Consider the following 18,268-nt stretch of genomic DNA (forward strand, 5'->3'; position numbering starts at 1 on the left):
CGGCCGTCAGTGGTGGTGGCCGTGCCGGCCGAGCGACTCCACGGGGGTGGCTCCCGGCCGGGTCCACTGCGGCACGGGTCGCGTGGTCGGACCCCAGCCCGCGACGCCGTCCGCGTCCGAGCGCCAGAACCAGCACGCGTCGAGCCCCGGCGGCCAGCCCTCGGGGTTGACCTCCCAGGCCTCGCCACGCCCGTGGGGCGTCATGTCGAGCAGGGCGAACGACGGGTTGGTGGGCTCGGTGCCCCGGCCCGTCGTGCGGTAGGTGAGGTACACGTCGTCCCCGTCGCGCAGGAAGCACGAGAGGTACCCCATCTCGCCACCGAGCGGCGCGTCCAGGTCCCGGACCGAGTACCAGGGCTGGCTGTAGCCCATGAACTCGACGAACGGGACGACCTCCTCCCACGCCCCCGTGGTGAGGATCGCGAACGAGACGTCGCGGGCGTTGAGGTAGACGGCGTCCCTCAGGTGCCAGGCCGTCCAGGTGCAGCCCTCGCACTGGCCTTGGTGCGGTGCGCCGTCGTGCCACATGTGCTGGTGGACCACGAGCTCGTCGCGCCCCTGGAACAGGTCCAGGAAGGGCACCGGGCCGTCAGGGCCTACGACCTCCGTGGTGCCGTCGAGGCTCACCATGGGCAGGCTGCGGCGGGCGGCCGCGATGGCGTCCCCCTCGTGGGTGTGGGCCTTCTCGCGGACCAGGAGCTCGTCCCGGGCGGCCTGCCAGGTGGCCAGGTCGACGACGGGCGGGCGGCCTGGCAGCGTCGTGGTCGGGGAGTCGGGCTCGGTCGTCATGGTGTCCTCCGTGCGGGGTCGGGCAGGGCAGCGGTCACCAGGGCAGACTCGGTCCCTCGTCGGAACTCATCGCCCGGTCGCCCGGTCCGGCGCGCGGGGGACGCCGCGGCGAGGCTCGCACGCCGGCGGTCTCAGTGGCTGCGCCGACCCCTCGAGGCGCCGAACGGCCCGCCCACGAACAGCCCCAGGCCGAGCACGAAGCCGAAGTCGTACCAGTTGCCGTCGTTGTGCACCTCGTAGATGTTCACCGTGTCGGTGAACAGGGAGACGACGAACGTGACGGGGACGATGATGCCCTGCCACAGGCCGAGCCAGAAGCCGGCGGGGCTGCCGTCGGCGGTCGGCGTGCCGACGTCCGGGTTGGGGCCGGGGGCGCAGGCCGCGAGCGCGAGCGCCGCGACGACCAGGGCCGCGGCGAGGGCGATCCGCCGGGTGCGCGGTGCCGTGCGGTGGGGCGAGACGTCGTCGTGCGTCGTGCTCATGGCCGACCTCCTCGGTGGTGGGCCGTCTCCTGACGGTCGCTCCCAGCATCCGCCGCGGCGGTGGCGCGATCAACCGCACCGGCACGGCGGGCGGCGACGCCTTACGCCGACGCCGGACGCTGCCGGACGTCTCCGCTGCTATCTTGCAGCGCATGGATACCTCTGCCTGGCTGCCGGCGGTGCTCGGGATCGTCGGCGTGCTCGCGGGGTCCCTGGCGACGGGGTGGGCGCAGTCCCGCACGGTCGCCACGCAGGTCGGCGAGGCCGAGCGGATCCGGCTCGACACGCTGCGGCGGAACGCCTACGCCGACTACATCGAGGTGAACACGCAGACGAGGATGGTGCTGGCCAGGCTCGCGACGGAGCTCACCCACGAGGGGAGGACCGGCCTCGCGCAGACGTTGGCGGAGCAGCTCGTGTCGCTCGCCGAGGCGAGGCTGTCGGCAGAGGCCCGCGTCGCCGTCGAGGGGGCCGATCAGGTGGTCGACGCGATCGAGGCGCTCCGTGTGACCTTCTCCGAGGACGGTGCGGACGCGGACGAGATCACGCCGGAGATGGTCGCGGCGGCCAACACCCGGTTCCGTGTCGAGAGCAAGAGGATCCTGCGACTGATCCGAGAGGACCTGGGCACCCGCTAGCCCGCTTCGGGGCGGTCGGCCCGTGGGCCCGCTACGGTGGTGGCTCTGCACCGTCCCTGACGTCGACGACGACCACCGAGGTGACCGCGATGCCCCGCCGGACCGGCCTGCTCGTCGGAGTCCTGGCCGCGTCGTGCGGCGCTCTCGCGCTGGCTGCGGCGCCCTGGGCGACCGGGCGGGTCGCGATCCCGGCGCAGGGGCCGTGGATCGTCGCGGTCGACGGGTGGCCGGCCGGGATCGACGCCTGCGCTGAGGACCACGCGGTCGAGTACGCCGTGACACCGCTCCCTCTACCGCCGCTCCCGACGACGGTCGCCCTCGTCCCCGAGGCCGGCCGCGAGGACGTCGAGCGTGTCGTACGGTGCCTGGACCGGTACGTCCCGTCGTCGGGCATCGACGTGATGACGGTTCCTCCTGCGGCCTCGTAGGCCGCAGGAGCGCCGAGCCGACCGCCGCCTGCCGGTCCCTGCCGACCGGCACGTCCTGGTGCCCGCTATCCTTCCCCCGAAGACACGGGGTGCCCGCTCCCACGAGCCGGGCTGAGATCACACCCGTCGAACCTGATCTAGCTAGCACTAGCGAAGGGATGTCGGCAATGTCGCTTGCTGCCACCACACCTGCCCTGCCCACCACCGGGCCCGTACCCGCGTCCGAGGAGGTGCGGGGCCGCGCCCCGCAGCAGGGGGCCGGGCCCTCCCGTCCCCGCGTCCTGTCGATCGCAGGCACCGACCCGACGGGGGGCGCCGGGATCCAGGCCGACCTCAAGGCGTTCGCGGCGCACGGCGCGTACGGCATGGCGGTCACGACCGCACTGGTCGCGCAGAACACGCACGGCGTCCGCTCCGTCCACGTCCCGGGCGCAGAGTTCCTCACCGAGCAGCTCGACGCGGTCTCGGACGACGTCGTGATCGACGCCGTGAAGATCGGCATGGTCGCCGACGAGGCCAACGCGCGGGTGATCGCGACGTGGCTCGGCCGCGTGCGGCCGCCGTTCGTCGTGCTCGACCCCGTCATGGTCGCCACGAGCGGCCACCGCCTCCTCGACGAGGGGGCCGAGCAGGCCGTGCGCGACCTGGTCGCGCTCGCCGACCTCGTGACCCCCAACCTCCCCGAGCTCGCCGTCCTGCTGGGCGAGCCCGCCGCGACCACCTGGCCCGACGCCCTCGCCCAGGCGAGGCGGCTGCACGCGGCGAGCGGCGCCGTCGTGCTCCTGAAGGGTGGTCACCTCACGGGGGAGGAGTCGCCCGACGCCCTGGTGGGGCCCGACGGCGTCACGACCTTCTCGGCGCCCCGCGTCGACACCGTGCACACCCACGGGACGGGGTGTTCGCTGTCGGCTGCGGTTGCGGCGCTCCGACCCCGGCGCGACGACTGGGTTGGCGCCGTGCGCGACGCGAAGACCTGGCTGACGGGTGCGCTGCGGGCCGGGGGAGTGCTGGCCGTGGGCACGGGCCACGGACCCGTCGACCACCTGGCGCACCTGCCGACGCTGGGCCTGCGGGCGTTCTCCGAGGAGGCCTGGGAGCGGATCGCGGGCTGGCGCGAGGCCGTCGAGGGCATGGGGTTCGTGCGGGCGCTCGCGGACGGGAGCCTCGCCGCTGAGGACTTCGGGTTCTACCTCGCGCAGGACGCCGCCTACCTGGCCGAGTACGCCCGCGTGCTGTCGCGGGCGAGCCTCCTCGCGCCCACGCCCGAGGCGCGGCAGTTCTTCGCGGGCGCGGCGGTCGAGTCGCTCGAGGTCGAGCAGGCGCTGCACCGCGACTGGCTCGGCGAGCACGCCGGGATGGACCGCGGTGCGGTCGAGGACGTGGACCCGTCCCCCGTGACGGCGGCCTACACCAACCACCTGCACGCGGCGTCGAACGGGTCGTACGCGGAGACCGTCGCGGCGCTGCTGCCGTGCTACCGGCTGTACGCGCACATCGGCGACGTCCTGGTGCGCCGGGCGGGGGACCTCCGCGGGCACCTCTACGCGCGCTGGATCGCGCTCTACGGCGACCCGTCGTTCGCCGAGGCCACGCGGACGGCGTGCGCGTTCGCCGACGAGGCCGCGCGCTGGGTGTCGCCCGCCGAGCGCGAGCGCATGCTGCGGGCGTTCGAGCTGTCCGCGATGCACGAGTACCTGTTCTTCGAGCAGGGGCTCGTCCGGCCGGGATGGCCCGTGCCGCCGGTCGGCCGGCAGGCCGCGCAGGTGTGACCCGGGGCCCTCAGACGCTCGTCGCGCCGCCCGAGGGGTACGAGCAGTCGTACCCGGGCGGCCACCAGCGCCACGTCGCCGTGACCTCGTCGACCGCGACTCCTGCCGGACGATCGGTCGTGCAGCCGGCGCGCGCCTGGTCCAGCCCGACGGTCAGGTAGTACACCGCAAGCACCCCCGTGAGGGCGACCATGAGGACGGTCAGCGCCAGGCGCAGGCGACGGTCGGAGCGACGGGCGGGCTCGTCCTCCCCGGGCCGCGGCGGGACCCAGTCCCAGCTCACGACGCGACGCCCGGCGTCGGGCTGGTCGCACCGGCTGCCGGCTCGTCGCCGGGGACGAGCAGGACCTTGCCCGTGGTCGCGCGACCTTCCAGTGCGCGGTGCGCGTCGGCCGCGCGGGCGAGCGGGAACGTCGCGCCGATCCGCACGTCGAGGTCGCCCGACGCCACGAGCGCGTACACCTCGCTCGCCCGGTCGAGGAGCTCGGCGCGCGTCGCGGTGTAGTCGTCGAGCGTGGGGCGCGTCGTGAAGAGCGAACCGCCCGTGTTGAGGCGCTGCAGGTCGAACGGTGGCACCTGGCCCGACGACCCGCCGAACAGCACGAGCATCCCGCGGCGGCGCAACGACGCGAGCGAGGCCTCGAACGTGTCCTTGCCGACCGAGTCGTAGACCACGGCGACGCCCTGGCCGCCCGTGAGGTCGCGCACGATCGCGGGCAGCTCGGCCGTGAGGTCGTCGAGCGCGGCGTAGTTCACGACGTCGGACGCCCCCGCCGCGCGCGACAGCCCGGCCTTGGCGTCGGTCGAGACGGTCGTGATGACGCGTGCGCCGCGCCGCACCGCGAGCTGGGTCGCGAGCAGCCCGACGCCGCCGGCCCCCGCGTGCAGCAGGACGTCGTCACCGGGCTGGACCGGGTACGTCGACGTCACGAGGTAGTGGGCCGTGAGCCCCTGGAGCCCGACGGCCGCCGCGACGCGCAGGTCGATCGACTCCGGGACCGGGATCGCGACGTCCGCGGGCACGATCACCTGCTCGGCGTAGGACCCGGACGCGTTGGTCCAGGCGACGTGGTCGCCGGGCTCGAGGTCCGTGACGCCCGGGCCGACCGCCGTGACGACGCCCGCTCCCTCGGTGCCGACCACGTGCGGGTACTCCATGGGATACACCCCGGCGCGCCGGTAGGTGTCGATGAAGTTGACCCCGGCCGCCGCGACGTCGACGAGGAGCTCGCCGGGGCCGGGGACCGGGGTCGGGAGCTCGACGAGCTCGAGGACGTCGGGGCCACCTGCCTGGAGTGCCTGGATCGCGCGCATGGGGTCAGCCTAGGCGGCGCCGGGCCCCGGTCGACGGGTCGGGCCTCACCGGGTGTGCAGGCCGGGCGGTCCGGAGCTCCGGCCAACGGCCCGAGCTGCACACTCGGTGAGGCGCACGGCCCAGGTGTCGGACCCGCGTGGCACGCTGCCCGCATGGCCACCCACGCGCACGGCATCCATCACTCGATCGACTACCTCGAGCTCTCGGTCACGGACATGGCGGAGGCGCAGGCGTTCTACGCCGAGGCCTTCGGATGGGAGTTCGTCCCGTACGGGCCGGGCTACGCGGGCTTCCGGACCTCTGCGGAGGAGGGCGAGGCCGAGGCCGGGGGGCTGGCGCTCGCGGACACGGTGACGCGTGGCGGTCCTCTGGTGCTCCTGTACTCCGCCGACCTCGACGAGTCGGTGCTGCAGGTCCAGGACGCGGGCGGTCAGGTCGTGGAGGGGCCGTACGACTTCCCGGGCGGTCGCCGGTTCCACTTCCTCGACCCGAGCGGCAACGAGCTGGGCGTCTGGGGCGAGTAGGTCCCTGTTCGAGCGGGGGCCGAACCCGAGGCTGGTCGGGCAGGCAGGGGTCCGGGCCCGACGAACCTCGGACTCGGCCCCGGTGGGCAACGCGGAAGAGAGCGTTCCCGATCGACTGCATAACTATGTATAGTTGTGCATATGACGATCACAGTGGCAGTCGCCGGCGCGTCCGGCTACGCGGGCGGGGAGATGCTCCGGCTGCTCGCGAGGCACCCCGAGGTCGAGATCGGGGCGCTCACGGCGCACTCCACCGCGGGCTCGGTGCTCGGGCTGCACCAGCCGCACCTGCGCTCGCTCGCGGACCGCGTGCTGCTGCACACGACCGTCGAGCACCTGGTGGGCCACGACGTCGTCGTGCTCGCGCTGCCGCACGGCGCGTCCGGTGAGATCGCCGCCCAGCTGCCCGACGACGTCCTGGTCCTCGACCTCGGCGCGGACCACCGGCTCTCCTCGGCCGCGGACTGGACCGCGTTCTACGGCTCCGAGCACGCGGGCACCTGGCCCTACGGCCTGCCCGAGCTCCTGATCACCGAGCAGACCGGCGACGGGGTCGAGTACACCAAGCAGCGCGAGGTCCTCGCGGGAGCGCGCCGCATCGCCGTCCCCGGCTGCAACGTCACGGCCGTGACCCTGGGGCTGCAACCCGGTGTCGCCGCCGGCCTGCTCAGCCCGGTCGACGTCGTCGCGGTCCTCGCCAACGGGTACTCGGGTGCGGGCAGGTCGCTCAAGACGCACCTGCTCGCCTCCGAGGGCCTCGGCTCCGCGCAGCCCTACGCCGTGGGCGGCTCGCACCGGCACATCCCGGAGATCGCGCAGAACCTGCGCTCGGCAGGCGCCGACGACGTCACGATCTCCTTCACGCCCACCCTGGTGCCCATGGCCCGCGGCATCCTCGCGACCGCGACGGCGCGCCTCGCTGCGGGCCACGAGGACCTGAGCGTCGACGCCCTGCGCCAGGCCTACGAGCAGGCGTACGCAGGAGAGCCGTTCGTCCAGCTCCTGCCCGAGGGCCAGTGGCCCACGACCGCCATGACGCTCGGCGCCAACACGGCCCTGGTCCAGGTCGCGATCGACCGGGCTGCAGGCCGCGTCGTGACCGTGACCGCGATCGACAACCTCGTCAAGGGCACCGCAGGCGGCGCCGTCCAGTCCATGAACATCGCCCTGGGGCTGCCGCAGACCCTGGGACTCACCACCGAAGGGGTCGCACCGTGACCGTCACCGGACCGCTCGGCTTCCGGGCCGCAGGAGTCGCCGCCGGGCTCAAGTCCACCGGCGCCAAGGACGTCGCGCTCGTCGTCAACGAGGGCCCGCTCGACGTCGCCGCGGCCGTCTTCACGACCAACCGCGTGTTCGCGGCCCCCGTCGCCTGGTCGCGCCAGGCCGTCGCGGACGGGATCGCGCGCGCCGTCGTCCTCAACTCGGGCGGCGCCAACGCGTGCACCGGACCCGAGGGCTTCGCCGACACGCACCACACGGCCGAGTACGTCGCGGACCTCCTCGAGGTCTCCGCGGGCGACGTCCTGGTCTGCTCGACGGGACTCATCGGCGAGCGCCTGCCCGTGGACCGCCTGCTCGCGGGCTGCGACGCCGCGGCCGGCGCGGCCGACGCCGACGGCGGCCCCGACGCGGCCCTCGCGATCATGACCACGGACACCGTGCCCAAGACCGTCCTCGTCACGCGCGAGGTCAGCGACGAGCACAGCGTCGACGGCGCCACGAGCTGGTCCGTGGGCGGCATGGCCAAGGGAGCCGGCATGCTCGCGCCGGGCCTGGCGACCATGCTCTGCGTCCTGACCACGGACGCCGTCGTCGACGCCGCGACCGCAGACGCCGCGCTGCGCGCCGCGACCGCGACCACGTTCGACCGGGTCGACTCGGACGGCTGCATGTCGACGAACGACACGGTGATCCTCCTGGCCTCCGGTGCGTCCCAGGTGCCGGTGACCCTCGAGGAGCTCACGGCGGCCGTGACCGAGGCGTGCGCGGACCTCGCACGTGCCCTGGTCGCGGACGCCGAGGGCGCCAGCCACGACATCGCCGTGACCGTCACGAACGCGAGCGACGAGACCGCGGCGCTCGCGGTGGCCCGCGCGGTGACCCGCTCCAACCTCTTCAAGGCCGCCGTGTTCGGCAACGACCCCAACTGGGGCCGCGTGCTCTCCGCCGTCGGGACCGTCCCCGAGGACGTCGCGCCGTTCGACGCGCTCGCGCTCGACGTGTCGATCAACGGTGTCCAGGTCTGCCGCGCCGGGGGAGTGGGCGAGCCCCGCGAGCTCGTGGACCTCGCCTCGTCCCGCGAGGTGCACGTCGAGGTCGACCTGCACGCGGGCGGCGCCCAGGTCACGGTCTGGACCAACGACCTCACGCACGACTACGTCCACGAGAACAGCGCGTACTCCTCATGAGCCCCCAGACGTCGCAGGACGCCGCCCGGTCGACGGCGTTCGACACCCGCACCGACCTGACCCCCGGCCAGAAGGCCGAGGTCCTGCTCGAGGCCATGCCCTGGCTCCAGGAGTTCCGCGACGCGCTCGTGGTCGTCAAGTACGGCGGCAACGCCATGATCGACGACGAGCTCAAGGCCGCGTTCGCGCGCGACATGGTGTTCCTGCGCCAGGTCGGCCTCCACCCCGTCGTCGTCCACGGCGGCGGGCCGCAGATCTCCGCGATGCTCGCGCGCCTCGGGATCGAGAGCGAGTTCCGCGGCGGGCTGCGCGTGACGACCCCCGAGGCCATGGACGTCGTCCGCATGGTCCTCACGGGCCAGGTCTCGCGCGAGCTCGTCGGGCTCATCAACGCCCACGGCCCCTACGCCGTCGGGCTCTCGGGCGAGGACGGCGGCCTGCTCCGCGCCCGCCGCCGCCACGCGACCGTCGACGGCGAGCCCGTCGACGTCGGCCTGGTCGGCGACGTCGTCGAGGTCCACCCGTCCGCAGTCCAGGACCTGCTCGACGCCGGACGCATCCCCGTGGTCTCCACCATCGCACCCGACATCGACGACCCGACCCAGGTCCTCAACGTCAACGCCGACACGGCCGCGGCGGCGCTCGCGGTCGCGCTGGGGGCCAAGAAGCTCATCGTCCTGACCGACGTCGAGGGCCTGTACACGTCGTGGCCGGACAAGAGCTCGCTCGTCGCCGAGATCACGCGTTCCGAGCTCGCGGACCTCCTGCCCTCGCTCGAGGCCGGCATGGTGCCCAAGATGGAGGCGTGCCTGCGGGCCGTGTCCGGGGGCGTCCCGCGCGCGACCGTGATCGACGGTCGCGTCGCGCACTCGGTCCTCCTGGAGGTCTTCACGACGCGCGGCAACGGGACCATGGTCGTCCCGGACGCTCTCGCGACCAGCGCCCCCGTCTCCACCACCCCTCCCGTCCCGCAGGAGCAGTCATGAACGGCACGACCGGCGAGACCTCGCCGACGCCCTCTGCCGACGTCGTCGACGCCGGGCACCTCGCGCCCGCCGGGGGCGTCCCGAGCGTGGAGGGCGCCGCGGACACGACCGTGGCCGGTCCCGGCAGCGTCGCACAGTGGACCGAGCGCTACACGCACGCGGTCATGGACACGTTCGGCCCACCGCAGAAGGTCCTGGTCCGTGGTGAGGGCGCCTACGTGTGGGACGCCGACGGCACGCGCTACCTCGACCTGCTCGCGGGCATCGCGGTCAACGCGCTCGGTCACGCGCACCCCACGCTCACCGCGGCCGTCAGCGCCCAGCTCGGCACGCTCGGGCACGTGTCGAACTTCTTCGGCACGCCCACCCAGATCGCGCTCGCCGAGCGCCTCCTGAACCTCGCGCAGGCCCCCGAGGGCTCGCGCGTCTTCTTCACCAACTCGGGCACCGAGGCCAACGAGGCCGCGTTCAAGATGGCGCGCCGCAACCGCGACGGCGTCGCGGGCCCCGGGACGCGTACCCGGGTCCTCGCGCTCGAGGGCGGCTTCCACGGCCGCACCATGGGTGCGCTCGCTCTCACGTCCAAGGCCGCGTACCGCGAGCCGTTCGAGCCCCTGCCCGGCGGCGTCGAGTTCGTGCCGTTCGGTGACCTGACCGCGCTCGAGGAGGCCTTCTCGGCCGACGCCGTCGCCGCACGCGGCGAGGTCGCCGCGCTGGTCGTCGAGCCCGTCCAGGGGGAGGCGGGCGTGCGCCCGCTCCCGCCCGGCTACCTGGTCGCGGCGCGCGAGCTGACCGCGGCGTCGGGCGCCCTGCTGGTCCTCGACGAGGTCCAGACGGGCGTGGGGCGCACGGGGACGTGGTTCGCGTTCCAGCAGCAGGAGATCGGCGGTGGCATCACGCCCGACGTCGTCACTCTCGCCAAGGGGCTCGGCGGCGGCTTCCCCGTGGGCGCCGTCGTGGCGTTCGGCGAGCGCGCCGCGACGCTCCTGGGACGCGGCCAGCACGGCACGACGTTCGGCGGCAACCCGGTCGCGGCAGCCGCCGCGCTCGCGACGCTCGGCGTGATCGAGCGCGACGGCCTGCTGGCCAACGTGCGTGCCGTGGGTGAGCAGCTGCGGGAGGGGATCGCGACGTGCGGCAGCCCCGTGGTCGCGGGCGCCCGCGGCCGGGGTCTGCTCATCGCGGTCCAGCTCGCCGCCCCCGTCGCGGCCGACGTCGCGCGGCTCGCCCTCGACCAGGGCTTCATCGTCAACGCGGTGCAGCCCGACGCGGTCCGCCTCGCGCCACCCCTGATCCTGACGCGCGACCAGGCGAGCGACGTCGTCGCGTTCTTCGCCGGGCTGCCCGCGGACCTCGTCGGCTCGCCGACCGCACCGCACGGCTCCGCAGACCCTGCGCCCACCGTCCCCGCCACCCGTCCGAAGGGCTGACCCGTGACCTCGACCGCCACCGTGCGACACTTCCTGCGCGACGACGACCTGAGCCCCGCCGAGCAGCGCGAGGTCCTCGAGCTGGGCCTCGGCTTCCGCGAGGACCGCTTCATCCGGACGCCGCTGCGCGGCCCCCAGGCCGTGGCCCTGATCTTCGACAAGCCCTCGACACGCACCCGGGTGTCGTTCTCGGCGGGCGTCGCCGAGCTCGGCGGCTACCCGCTGACGATCGACGGCGCGACGAGCCAGCTCGGTCGTGGCGAGCCCATCGCGGACACCGCGCGGGTGCTGGACCGGCAGACGTCCGCGATCGTGTGGCGGACCTTCGGCCAGGAACGCATCGAGGAGATGGCGCGGGTCGCGACCGTCCCGGTCGTCAACGCGCTGACCGACGAGTTCCACCCGTGCCAGATCCTCGCGGACCTGCTGACGGTCGCCCAGCACCGTGGCGGCGTCGGCGCGCTGGCCGGCAAGTCGCTCGTCTACCTGGGTGACGGGGCCAACAACATGGCGCACTCCTACCTGCTGGGCGGTGCGACGGCCGGCATGCACGTGCGCGTCGGCGCCCCGGCCGGCTACCTGCCGGACCCGGCGATCGTCGCGGACGCCGAGCGGATCGCCCGGGACACGGGCGGTTCGGTGCTCGTGACCACGGACGCGCTCGAGGCCGCGCAGGGGGCCGACGTCGTCGCGACCGACACCTGGGTCTCGATGGGCGACGAGGCCAGCGCGGCCGAGCGCGAGCTGCCCTTCGTGCCGTACCAGGTCAACGCCGAGGTCATGGCCGTCGCGGCCGACGACGCGCTCGTGCTGCACTGCCTGCCCGCCTACCGGGGCAAGGAGATCACGGCCGAGGTCATCGACGGCCCGCAGTCGGCCGTCTGGGACGAGGCCGAGAACCGCCTGCACGCGCAGAAGGCGCTGCTGACCTGGTTGCTGGAACGCTCGTGACGACGGCCCTCGGCCCGGGCAGCGTGCCGACCACCAAGGCGGCGCGCCATGCACGCATCGCGCAGCTCGTCGCCCGGCACGAGATCCACTCCCAGGCCGAGCTCGCCAAGGCGCTCGCCGAGGACGGGGTGAGCGTCACGCAGGCGACGCTCTCGCGCGACCTCATCGAGCTGCGGGCCGAGAAGGTCCGCAGCGCGTCGGGTGCGCTCGTGTACGCGGTGCCGGGCGAGGGCGGGGACCGGTCGGTCCAGGTCGCGAACGACGCCGAGTACGTCGCGGCCCGGCTCGCCCGGCTGTGCGCCGAGCTCCTGGTCTCGGCCGAGGCGTCGGGCAACCTCGTGGTCCTGCGGACGCCGCCCGGCGCCGCGCAGTACCTGGCCTCGGCGATCGACCACTCGGTGTTCGTGGGCGTGCTCGGCACGATCGCGGGGGACGACACCGTCCTGGTGATCTCGCGCGAGGTCGACGGCGGCGAGGACCTGGCCGCCCGTTTCCTGGCCCTGACCAACCCGGCCAACCCCGTGGCCCCCACCAACCCCACCACTCCTGGCTAGCGACGGCCCGCACGGGCCGCGCAGCGACCACGGCGTCCGCCGACCCTCGGCGGCTGCCACACTTGGACCCATCACCCCACGCAAGGAAGAGAACAAGTCATGACTGAACGCGTCGTGCTCGCCTACTCGGGCGGCCTGGACACCTCCGTTGCCATCGGCTGGATCGGCGAGGCCACCGGGGCCGAGGTCGTCGCCGTGGCGGTCGACGTCGGCCAGGGCGGCGAGGACCTCGAGGTCATCCGTCAGCGTGCCCTCGACTGCGGCGCCGTCGAGGCCTACGTCGCGGACGCCCGCGACGAGTTCGCGACCGAGTACTGCATGCCCGCGCTGCGCGCGAACGGCCTGTACCTCGACCGCTACCCGCTGGTCTCGGCGATCTCGCGCCCCGTGATCGTCAAGCACCTGGTGCGTGCTGCTCGCCAGTTCGGTGCGACGACCGTCGCGCACGGCTGCACGGGCAAGGGCAACGACCAGGTCCGCTTCGAGGTCGCCACGACCTCGCTCGCTCCTGAGCTCAAGACGATCGCGCCGGTCCGTGACCTCGCGCTGACGCGCGAGAAGGCCATCGCGTACGCCGAGAAGCACTCGTTGCCGATCGCCACGACCAAGCACAACCCGTTCTCGGTCGACCAGAACGTGTGGGGCCGCGCCGTGGAGACGGGCTTCCTCGAGGACATCTGGAACGCCCCGACCAAGGACGTCTACAACTACACCGACGACCCGACGTTCCCGCCGGTCGCGGACGAGGTCGTCATCACGTTCGAGCAGGGCGTCCCGGTCGCGCTCGACGGCGTCCCGGTCACGCCCCTGCAGGCCATCCAGGAGATGAACCGTCGCGCTGGCGCCCAGGGCGTGGGCCGCATCGACATCGTCGAGGACCGCCTGGTGGGCATCAAGTCGCGCGAGATCTACGAGGCCCCGGGGGCGATCGCGCTCATCGCGGCGCACCAGGAGCTCGAGAACGTGACGCTCGAGCGCGAGCAGGCCCGCTTCAAGCGCGGCGTCGAGCAGCGCTGGACCGAGCTGGTCTACGACGGCATGTGGTTCAGCCCGCTCAAGAAGTCGCTCGACGTCTTCATCGACGACACCCAGCGCTACGTGTCGGGCGACATCCGCCTCGTCCTGCACGGTGGCCGCGCGACCGTCACGGGCCGTCGCAGCGAGTCGAGCCTGTACGACTTCAACCTCGCGACCTACGACGAGGGCGACACGTTCGACCAGTCGCAGGCCAAGGGCTTCATCGAGATCTTCGGCCTCACGGCCAAGCTCTCCGCGGCCCGCGACGAGAAGTTCGGCAACGGCGTGGACTTCGGCACCGGGAGCCTGTGAACCATGAGTGACGAGATCACGTCCGGCGCCGCTGCGGGCGACGCAGCCGAGGTGGAGGGCGCGTCGGGCGCTCCCGTGAGCCTGTGGGGCGGCCGGTTCGCCGGCGGCCCCGCGGAGGCCCTGGCGGCCCTGTCGCAGTCGACGCACTTCGACTGGCGCCTCGCCCAGCACGACATCGCGGGCTCGCGCGCCCACGCCAAGGTGCTCGCGGCGGCGGGGCTGCTCGACGACGACGAGCTGACCGCGATGCTCGAGGCGCTGGACGTGCTCTCGGCCGACGTCGAGTCGGGTGCTTTCCTCCCGGTGCTGGCCGACGAGGACGTGCACACGGCCCTCGAGCGCGGGCTCATCGAGCGCGCGGGTCCGGAGCTGGGCGGCAAGCTGCGCGCGGGCCGCTCGCGCAACGACCAGATCGCGACGCTCGTGCGCTCGTACCTGCGCGAGGAGGCCCGCGCGATCGGTGTCCTGGTCCTGGACATCGTCGACGCCCTGATCGAGCAGGCCGAGGCGCACCCGGGGGCGCCCATGCCGGGGCGCACGCACCTGCAGCACGCGCAGCCCGTGCTGCTCGCGCACCACCTGCTGGCGCACGCGTGGCCGCTGCTGCGCGACGTCGACCGCTTCATCGACTGGGACGTGCGTGCGGGGCGTTCGCCGTACGGCTCGGGCGCCCTCGCGGGCTCGTCGCTGGGGCTGGACCCGGCAGCGGTCGCGGCGGACCTGGGCTTCGACGGTCCGGTCGAGAACTCGATCGACGGCACGGCCTCGCGCGACGTGGTCGCGGAGTTCGCGTTCGTGTCCGCGATGCTGGGTGTCGACCTCTCGCGCTTCGCGGAGGAGATCATCATCTGGAACACCAAGGAGTTCGGTTTCGTCCGCCTGGACGACGCCTACTCCACGGGGTCCAGCATCATGCCGCAGAAGAAGAACCCGGACATCGCGGAGCTCGCACGCGGCAAGGCGGGGCGCCTCATCGGCGACCTGACGGGCCTGCTGGCGACGCTCAAGGGCCTGCCGCTCGCGTACAACCGCGACCTGCAGGAGGACAAGGAGCCGGTGTTCGACCAGGTCGACACCCTCAAGGTCCTGTTGCCCGCGTACGCGGGCATGGTCCGCACGCTGACGTTCGACACCGAGCGCATGGCGTCGCTCGCGCCGCAGGGCTTCTCGCTCGCGACGGACGTCGCGGAGTGGCTCGTCCGTCAGGGCGTGCCGTTCCGCGTGGCGCACGAGGTCGCGGGGGCGTGCGTGCGGGTGTGCGAGGAGCGCGGCATCGAGCTGTGGGACCTCTCGGACGCGGACCTCGCGGAGATCTCGGAGCACCTCACGCCGGGGGTCCGGGACGTGCTGACGGTCGAGGGCTCGCTGGCCTCGCGCGACGCCGTCGGGGGCACCGCGCCCGCGCGCGTCGCGGAGCAGCTCGAGGAGGCCAAGGTCCGCTCGGCGGAGTACCGCTTCTGGGTCCAGGGCTGAGGTCCGCATGAGCGTGAGTGCTGCGGTCCTCGCGGACCTCGTCACCCGCGTGCACGACGGCGCAGCCCGCCTCGGTCCGGGACGTCCGGCAGGTCCGGGCGTCCCGGGGGCGGGCTGTCGCCTGGTCGTCGTCGACGGGCCGGCCGGGTCGGGCAAGACCACGCTGGCGGCTCAGCTCGCCGCGGCCCTGCCGGCGCAGGTCGTCCACATGGACGACCTGTACGAGGGCTGGACGGGCATGACGGCGGGGGTCGGGCGGCTCGTCGAGCAGGTCCTGGACCCGCTGGCCGCGGGCCGCCCGGGCCGGTACCAGCGCTACGACTGGTCGCTCGACGACTTCGCGGAGTGGCACGACGTGCCGCTCGCCCCTTTCCTCGTCGTCGAGGGCTGCGGCGCGGGGTCCCGGCGCGTCGCCGACGTGACGACCCTGCTCGTCTGGGTCGAGGCCGACGACGAGCTCCGCCTGGCCCGGGGCCTCGCGCGCGACGGGCAGGAGGCCCGCGTGCACTGGCTCGAGTGGATGGCTGCGGAGCGCGCGGTCTACGCGGCCGAGGGGACGGCCGAGCGCGCCGACGTGGTCCTCGACGGGTTCGGCGAGCCGGTCACGCCCGGAGCGTAGCCGGGACGTGCGGGGCGTAGATTGCGGGGGAGACCACCGCCCAGCCAGGAGGCCCACGTGACCGAGTCCCTCCGCTCCCTCCCGCTCGACCTCGCCCCGGCGACCGACCCGGTGCCGGGCGACCGAGCCCTCGACGTCCCGGCGCGGGGCTGGTTCGCGCGACCGAGCCTGGAGGTCGCGCGCGACCTCCTCGGGGCCTCGGTCACGCACCGCTCTCCCGAGGGCAGCGTCACGGTCCGCCTCACCGAGGTCGAGGCCTACGACGGCGAGCGGGACCCGGGGTCGCACGCCTTCCGTGGCCGCACCGAGCGCAACCGGGCCATGTACGGCGAGCCGGGGCACCTGTACGTCTACCGTCACCTGGGCCTGCACCACTGCGTCAACGTGGTCTGCGGTCCGCTGGGCCAGGCCTCGGCGGTGCTCCTCCGGGCGGGAGAGGTGACCGACGGCGTCGAGCTGGCCCGGGCGCGCCGGCTCGCCGCCGGCGTCTGCGACTCGGACCGCCAGATCGCGCGCGGTCCGGCACGTCTCGCGGTGGCGCTCGGGCTCGACCTGACCCACTACGGGCTCGACGTGACGGAGGAGGGGGGCGACGTCGTCGTGCACCGGGACGCCCGGACCATGCGCCCGGCGATCGCGACCGGACCCCGGGTCGGCGTGAGCGGCGACGGGGGAGACGCGAGCGTCTACCCGTGGCGCCTGTGGCTCACGGGGGACCCGACCGTGTCGGCGTACCGGCCGGCGACGCGCCGCACGCGCTGAGGGTCCGCTGCTCGGCGGAGTCGGTGGAGGGCGGCGGGACACGGCAGACTAGGACACCGGGCGCGAGCACGACAGCGCAGCCCGACACACGCCCTGCGCCGCTACGTGCGCGGGCACGACGAAGGAGATGCAGTGAACGACGTTCTCGACGAGTTGCAATGGCGAGGCCTGGTGGCGCAGTCCACCGACGAGGCCGCGCTGCGTGCTGCGCTGGCCGAGGGACCCGTCACGTATTACTGCGGCTTCGATCCGACCGCGCCGAGCCTGCACCACGGCCACCTGGTGCAGCTCATCCTGCTGCGCCACCTGCAGCTCGCGGGGCACCGTGCGATCGCGCTCGTCGGCGGCGCCACGGGCATGATCGGCGACCCGCGCCAGTCGGGGGAGCGGATCCTCAACACCAAGGACACGGTCGCCGAGTGGACCGAGCGCCTCAAGGCGCAGGTCTCGCGATTCCTCGACTTCGAGGGCGACAACCCGGCGCGCATCGTGAACAACCTCGACTGGACGGCGAACCTCACCGCGATCGACTTCCTGCGGGAGATCGGCAAGCACTACCGCCTGGGGACCATGCTGGCCAAGGACACCGTGGCGCGCCGCCTGAGGTCGGACGAGGGCATCAGCTTCACCGAGTTCAGCTACCAGATCCTCCAGGGGAACGACTACCTCGAGCTGTTCCGCCGTGAGGGCGTCACCCTCCAGACGGGCGGCAACGACCAGTGGGGCAACCTGCTGTCGGGAGTCGAGCTGATCCGCAAGGCCGAGGGCGCCTCGGTGCACGTCCTGACGACGCCGCTCATCACCAAGGCCGACGGGACCAAGTTCGGCAAGACCGAGGGCGGGGCCGTGTGGCTCGACCCCGACATGATGAGCCCGTACGCGTTCTACCAGTACTGGGTCAACGCGGACGACGCCGACGTGGTGGGCTGGCTCAAGATCTTCACGTTCCGTACCGCGGAGGAGATCGCCGAGCTCGAGCGCGCGGTCGCGGAGCGTCCTGCGGCGCGCGAGGCGCAGAAGGCGCTCGCGGCCGACGTCACGACGCTGGTCCACGGCGCCGCCGCGACCGAGGCCGTCATCGCGGCGAGCCAGGCGCTCTTCGGTCGTGGAGACCTGGGAGCGCTGGACGCGGGCACGCTCGCTGCGGCCGTGGCCGAGCTCCCGCGCACGACGGCGGCCCCCGGGGACGCGGTCGTCGACCTCCTGGTCGGGTCGGGTCTCGTGAGCTCGAAGGGCGCGGCGCGACGCGCGATCGCCGAGGGTGGCGCCTACGTCAACAACGTCAAGGTGACGTCCGAGGACGCGGTCCTCGGTGCGGACGACCTGCTGCACGACCGCTTCGCGGTCCTGCGTCGCGGCAAGCGGACGCTCGCGGTGGCAGCCGTCGCGTGACGGTTCCGTCGGTGTGACGGTGGGACCAGGGGAGTGCTCCCCTGGTCCCACCGTCGTCCCGGGCGGTTCGTCCGCCGCCGGCCCGGGTGCGGTGACCGGCGTCACCGCACCCGGGTTTGACCTCGACCGCGGAGTCGACGTAATCTTCTGGATGTCAGCCCGACAGGGAGGAACAGACACCACTGCGAAGCTCCTCGGAGCCGCCGCGAAGTGGCTGGTCCCACGAGCAGACGCTCCCACGAACTGCAGGTCCTGGACCTGACGACCCGTGAGAGGACCAGAGCAGGGCCGTCTCCGCCTCGGCGGTAGACACGCAGGCTCGCCTCTGGTAAGGTAGAGAAGTTGCCCCGAGTGAAGGCCTGGGAACGGGTTGGATTCGGTGCGTGTCGGTTGCTTGAGAACTCAACAGTGTGCTT

General features: G+C 73.4%; 19 protein-coding genes and 1 riboswitch. Of the genes, 15 read left to right on the top strand and 4 right to left on the bottom strand.

What is annotated here, in order from left to right; genetic code table 11:
- Positions 1-6: 6 nt before the first annotated feature.
- Positions 7-789: a DUF899 family protein gene (locus H9623_RS01515; protein WP_193718297.1), complete on the bottom strand. Its 783-nt coding sequence runs from the start codon at positions 787-789 to the stop codon at positions 7-9.
- 131 nt (positions 790-920) lie between these two features.
- Positions 921-1,271: a hypothetical protein gene (locus H9623_RS01520; protein WP_227747954.1), complete on the bottom strand. Its 351-nt coding sequence runs from the start codon at positions 1,269-1,271 to the stop codon at positions 921-923.
- A 152-nt stretch (positions 1,272-1,423) separates the two neighbouring features.
- On the opposite strand from H9623_RS01520, the gene H9623_RS01525 reads away from it, so the two are divergent.
- From H9623_RS01525 to thiD, 3 genes are all read left to right on the top strand, one after another.
- Entirely contained in the window at positions 1,424-1,909 is a 486-nt protein-coding gene (locus H9623_RS01525; RefSeq protein ID WP_193718298.1) for a hypothetical protein, read from the top strand.
- Between the two features lie 89 nt (positions 1,910-1,998).
- Positions 1,999-2,337, top strand: coding sequence for a hypothetical protein (locus tag H9623_RS01530; RefSeq protein ID WP_193718299.1), 339 nt, complete (start codon positions 1,999-2,001; stop codon positions 2,335-2,337).
- 75 nt (positions 2,338-2,412) lie between these two features.
- Positions 2,413-2,513, top strand: a riboswitch (TPP riboswitch).
- Positions 2,505-4,106: a bifunctional hydroxymethylpyrimidine kinase/phosphomethylpyrimidine kinase gene (gene thiD / locus H9623_RS01535; protein WP_193718300.1), complete on the top strand. Its 1,602-nt coding sequence runs from the start codon at positions 2,505-2,507 to the stop codon at positions 4,104-4,106. (Overlaps the previous riboswitch by 9 nt.)
- A 10-nt stretch (positions 4,107-4,116) precedes the next feature.
- Here the strand turns inward: thiD and H9623_RS01540 are convergent, their stop codons facing one another.
- Positions 4,117-4,389, bottom strand: coding sequence for a hypothetical protein (locus H9623_RS01540; protein WP_193718301.1), 273 nt, complete (start codon positions 4,387-4,389; stop codon positions 4,117-4,119).
- The gene (locus H9623_RS01545; RefSeq protein ID WP_193718302.1) at positions 4,386-5,420 is read right to left on the bottom strand and encodes a quinone oxidoreductase family protein; all 1,035 of its coding nucleotides are present in this window, start codon (positions 5,418-5,420) and stop codon (positions 4,386-4,388) included. Before H9623_RS01545 ends, H9623_RS01540 begins: the two co-directional genes overlap by 4 nt.
- A 153-nt stretch (positions 5,421-5,573) precedes the next feature.
- Here H9623_RS01545 and H9623_RS01550 point away from each other — a divergent pair, with 153 nt between their 5' ends.
- The 12 genes from H9623_RS01550 to tyrS all read left to right on the top strand — a co-directional run bounded on the left by H9623_RS01550 (position 5,574) and on the right by tyrS (position 17,852).
- The gene (locus tag H9623_RS01550; RefSeq protein WP_193718303.1) at positions 5,574-5,945 is read left to right on the top strand and encodes a VOC family protein; all 372 of its coding nucleotides are present in this window, start codon (positions 5,574-5,576) and stop codon (positions 5,943-5,945) included.
- 141 nt (positions 5,946-6,086) lie between these two features.
- Positions 6,087-7,163 (top strand): N-acetyl-gamma-glutamyl-phosphate reductase, encoded by a 1,077-nt coding sequence (gene argC / locus H9623_RS01555; protein ID WP_193718304.1) that lies wholly within the window; start codon positions 6,087-6,089, stop codon positions 7,161-7,163.
- The gene (gene argJ / locus H9623_RS01560) at positions 7,160-8,356 is read left to right on the top strand and encodes a bifunctional glutamate N-acetyltransferase/amino-acid acetyltransferase ArgJ (RefSeq protein WP_193718305.1); all 1,197 of its coding nucleotides are present in this window, start codon (positions 7,160-7,162) and stop codon (positions 8,354-8,356) included. The genes argC and argJ overlap by 4 nt, the downstream gene beginning before the upstream one ends.
- Entirely contained in the window at positions 8,353-9,342 is a 990-nt protein-coding gene (gene argB / locus H9623_RS01565; RefSeq protein WP_193718306.1) for an acetylglutamate kinase, read from the top strand. The genes argJ and argB overlap by 4 nt, the downstream gene beginning before the upstream one ends.
- The gene (locus tag H9623_RS01570) at positions 9,339-10,772 is read left to right on the top strand and encodes an acetylornithine transaminase (RefSeq protein WP_193718307.1); all 1,434 of its coding nucleotides are present in this window, start codon (positions 9,339-9,341) and stop codon (positions 10,770-10,772) included. Before argB ends, H9623_RS01570 begins: the two co-directional genes overlap by 4 nt.
- A gap of 3 nt (positions 10,773-10,775) precedes the next feature.
- A complete protein-coding gene (gene argF / locus H9623_RS01575; protein WP_193718308.1) occupies positions 10,776-11,723 on the top strand; it encodes an ornithine carbamoyltransferase in 948 nt (315 codons plus the stop codon).
- Entirely contained in the window at positions 11,720-12,277 is a 558-nt protein-coding gene (locus H9623_RS01580) for an arginine repressor (RefSeq protein WP_193718309.1), read from the top strand. The genes argF and H9623_RS01580 overlap by 4 nt, the downstream gene beginning before the upstream one ends.
- Before the next feature lie 99 nt (positions 12,278-12,376).
- Positions 12,377-13,606 carry an argininosuccinate synthase gene (locus tag H9623_RS01585; RefSeq protein ID WP_193718310.1) on the top strand — a complete coding sequence of 410 codons (1,230 nt, stop codon included), beginning with the start codon at positions 12,377-12,379 and terminating at the stop codon, positions 13,604-13,606.
- 3 nt (positions 13,607-13,609) lie between these two features.
- A complete protein-coding gene (gene argH, locus H9623_RS01590; protein WP_193718311.1) occupies positions 13,610-15,079 on the top strand; it encodes an argininosuccinate lyase in 1,470 nt (489 codons plus the stop codon).
- Positions 15,080-15,086: 7 nt separating this feature from the next.
- Entirely contained in the window at positions 15,087-15,698 is a 612-nt protein-coding gene (locus H9623_RS01595) for a uridine kinase family protein (RefSeq protein WP_193718312.1), read from the top strand.
- Positions 15,699-15,755: 57 nt separating this feature from the next.
- On the top strand, positions 15,756-16,460 hold the full coding sequence (locus H9623_RS01600) for a DNA-3-methyladenine glycosylase (protein WP_407671804.1): 705 nt from the start codon (positions 15,756-15,758) through the stop codon (positions 16,458-16,460).
- Between the two features lie 132 nt (positions 16,461-16,592).
- Positions 16,593-17,852 (top strand): tyrosine--tRNA ligase, encoded by a 1,260-nt coding sequence (gene tyrS, locus H9623_RS01605; protein ID WP_193718313.1) that lies wholly within the window; start codon positions 16,593-16,595, stop codon positions 17,850-17,852.
- The last annotated feature ends 416 nt before the right edge of the window (positions 17,853-18,268 follow it).

The sequence above is a fragment of the Oerskovia douganii genome (genome assembly GCF_015142735.1).
Classification (GTDB): domain Bacteria; phylum Actinomycetota; class Actinomycetes; order Actinomycetales; family Cellulomonadaceae; genus Oerskovia; species Oerskovia douganii.

Excerpts from the sequence above, each read along its gene's own strand:
- argB (WP_193718306.1), top strand. The coding sequence starts at position 8,353 with ATGAGCCCCCAGACGTCGCAGGACGCCGCCCGGTCGACGGCGTTCGAC.
- H9623_RS01595 (WP_193718312.1), top strand. The coding sequence starts at position 15,087 with ATGAGCGTGAGTGCTGCGGTCCTCGCGGACCTCGTCACCCGCGTGCAC.
- H9623_RS01525 (WP_193718298.1), top strand. The coding sequence starts at position 1,424 with ATGGATACCTCTGCCTGGCTGCCGGCGGTGCTCGGGATCGTCGGCGTG.
- H9623_RS01570 (WP_193718307.1), top strand. The coding sequence starts at position 9,339 with ATGAACGGCACGACCGGCGAGACCTCGCCGACGCCCTCTGCCGACGTC.
- H9623_RS01545 (WP_193718302.1), bottom strand. The coding sequence starts at position 5,420 with ATGCGCGCGATCCAGGCACTCCAGGCAGGTGGCCCCGACGTCCTCGAG.
- argH (WP_193718311.1), top strand. The coding sequence starts at position 13,610 with ATGAGTGACGAGATCACGTCCGGCGCCGCTGCGGGCGACGCAGCCGAG.
- H9623_RS01530 (WP_193718299.1), top strand. The coding sequence starts at position 1,999 with ATGCCCCGCCGGACCGGCCTGCTCGTCGGAGTCCTGGCCGCGTCGTGC.
- H9623_RS01520 (WP_227747954.1), bottom strand. The coding sequence starts at position 1,271 with ATGAGCACGACGCACGACGACGTCTCGCCCCACCGCACGGCACCGCGC.
- H9623_RS01515 (WP_193718297.1), bottom strand. The coding sequence starts at position 789 with ATGACGACCGAGCCCGACTCCCCGACCACGACGCTGCCAGGCCGCCCG.
- argC (WP_193718304.1), top strand. The coding sequence starts at position 6,087 with ATGACGATCACAGTGGCAGTCGCCGGCGCGTCCGGCTACGCGGGCGGG.
- H9623_RS01585 (WP_193718310.1), top strand. The coding sequence starts at position 12,377 with ATGACTGAACGCGTCGTGCTCGCCTACTCGGGCGGCCTGGACACCTCC.
- thiD (WP_193718300.1), top strand. The coding sequence starts at position 2,505 with ATGTCGCTTGCTGCCACCACACCTGCCCTGCCCACCACCGGGCCCGTA.
- H9623_RS01550 (WP_193718303.1), top strand. The coding sequence starts at position 5,574 with ATGGCCACCCACGCGCACGGCATCCATCACTCGATCGACTACCTCGAG.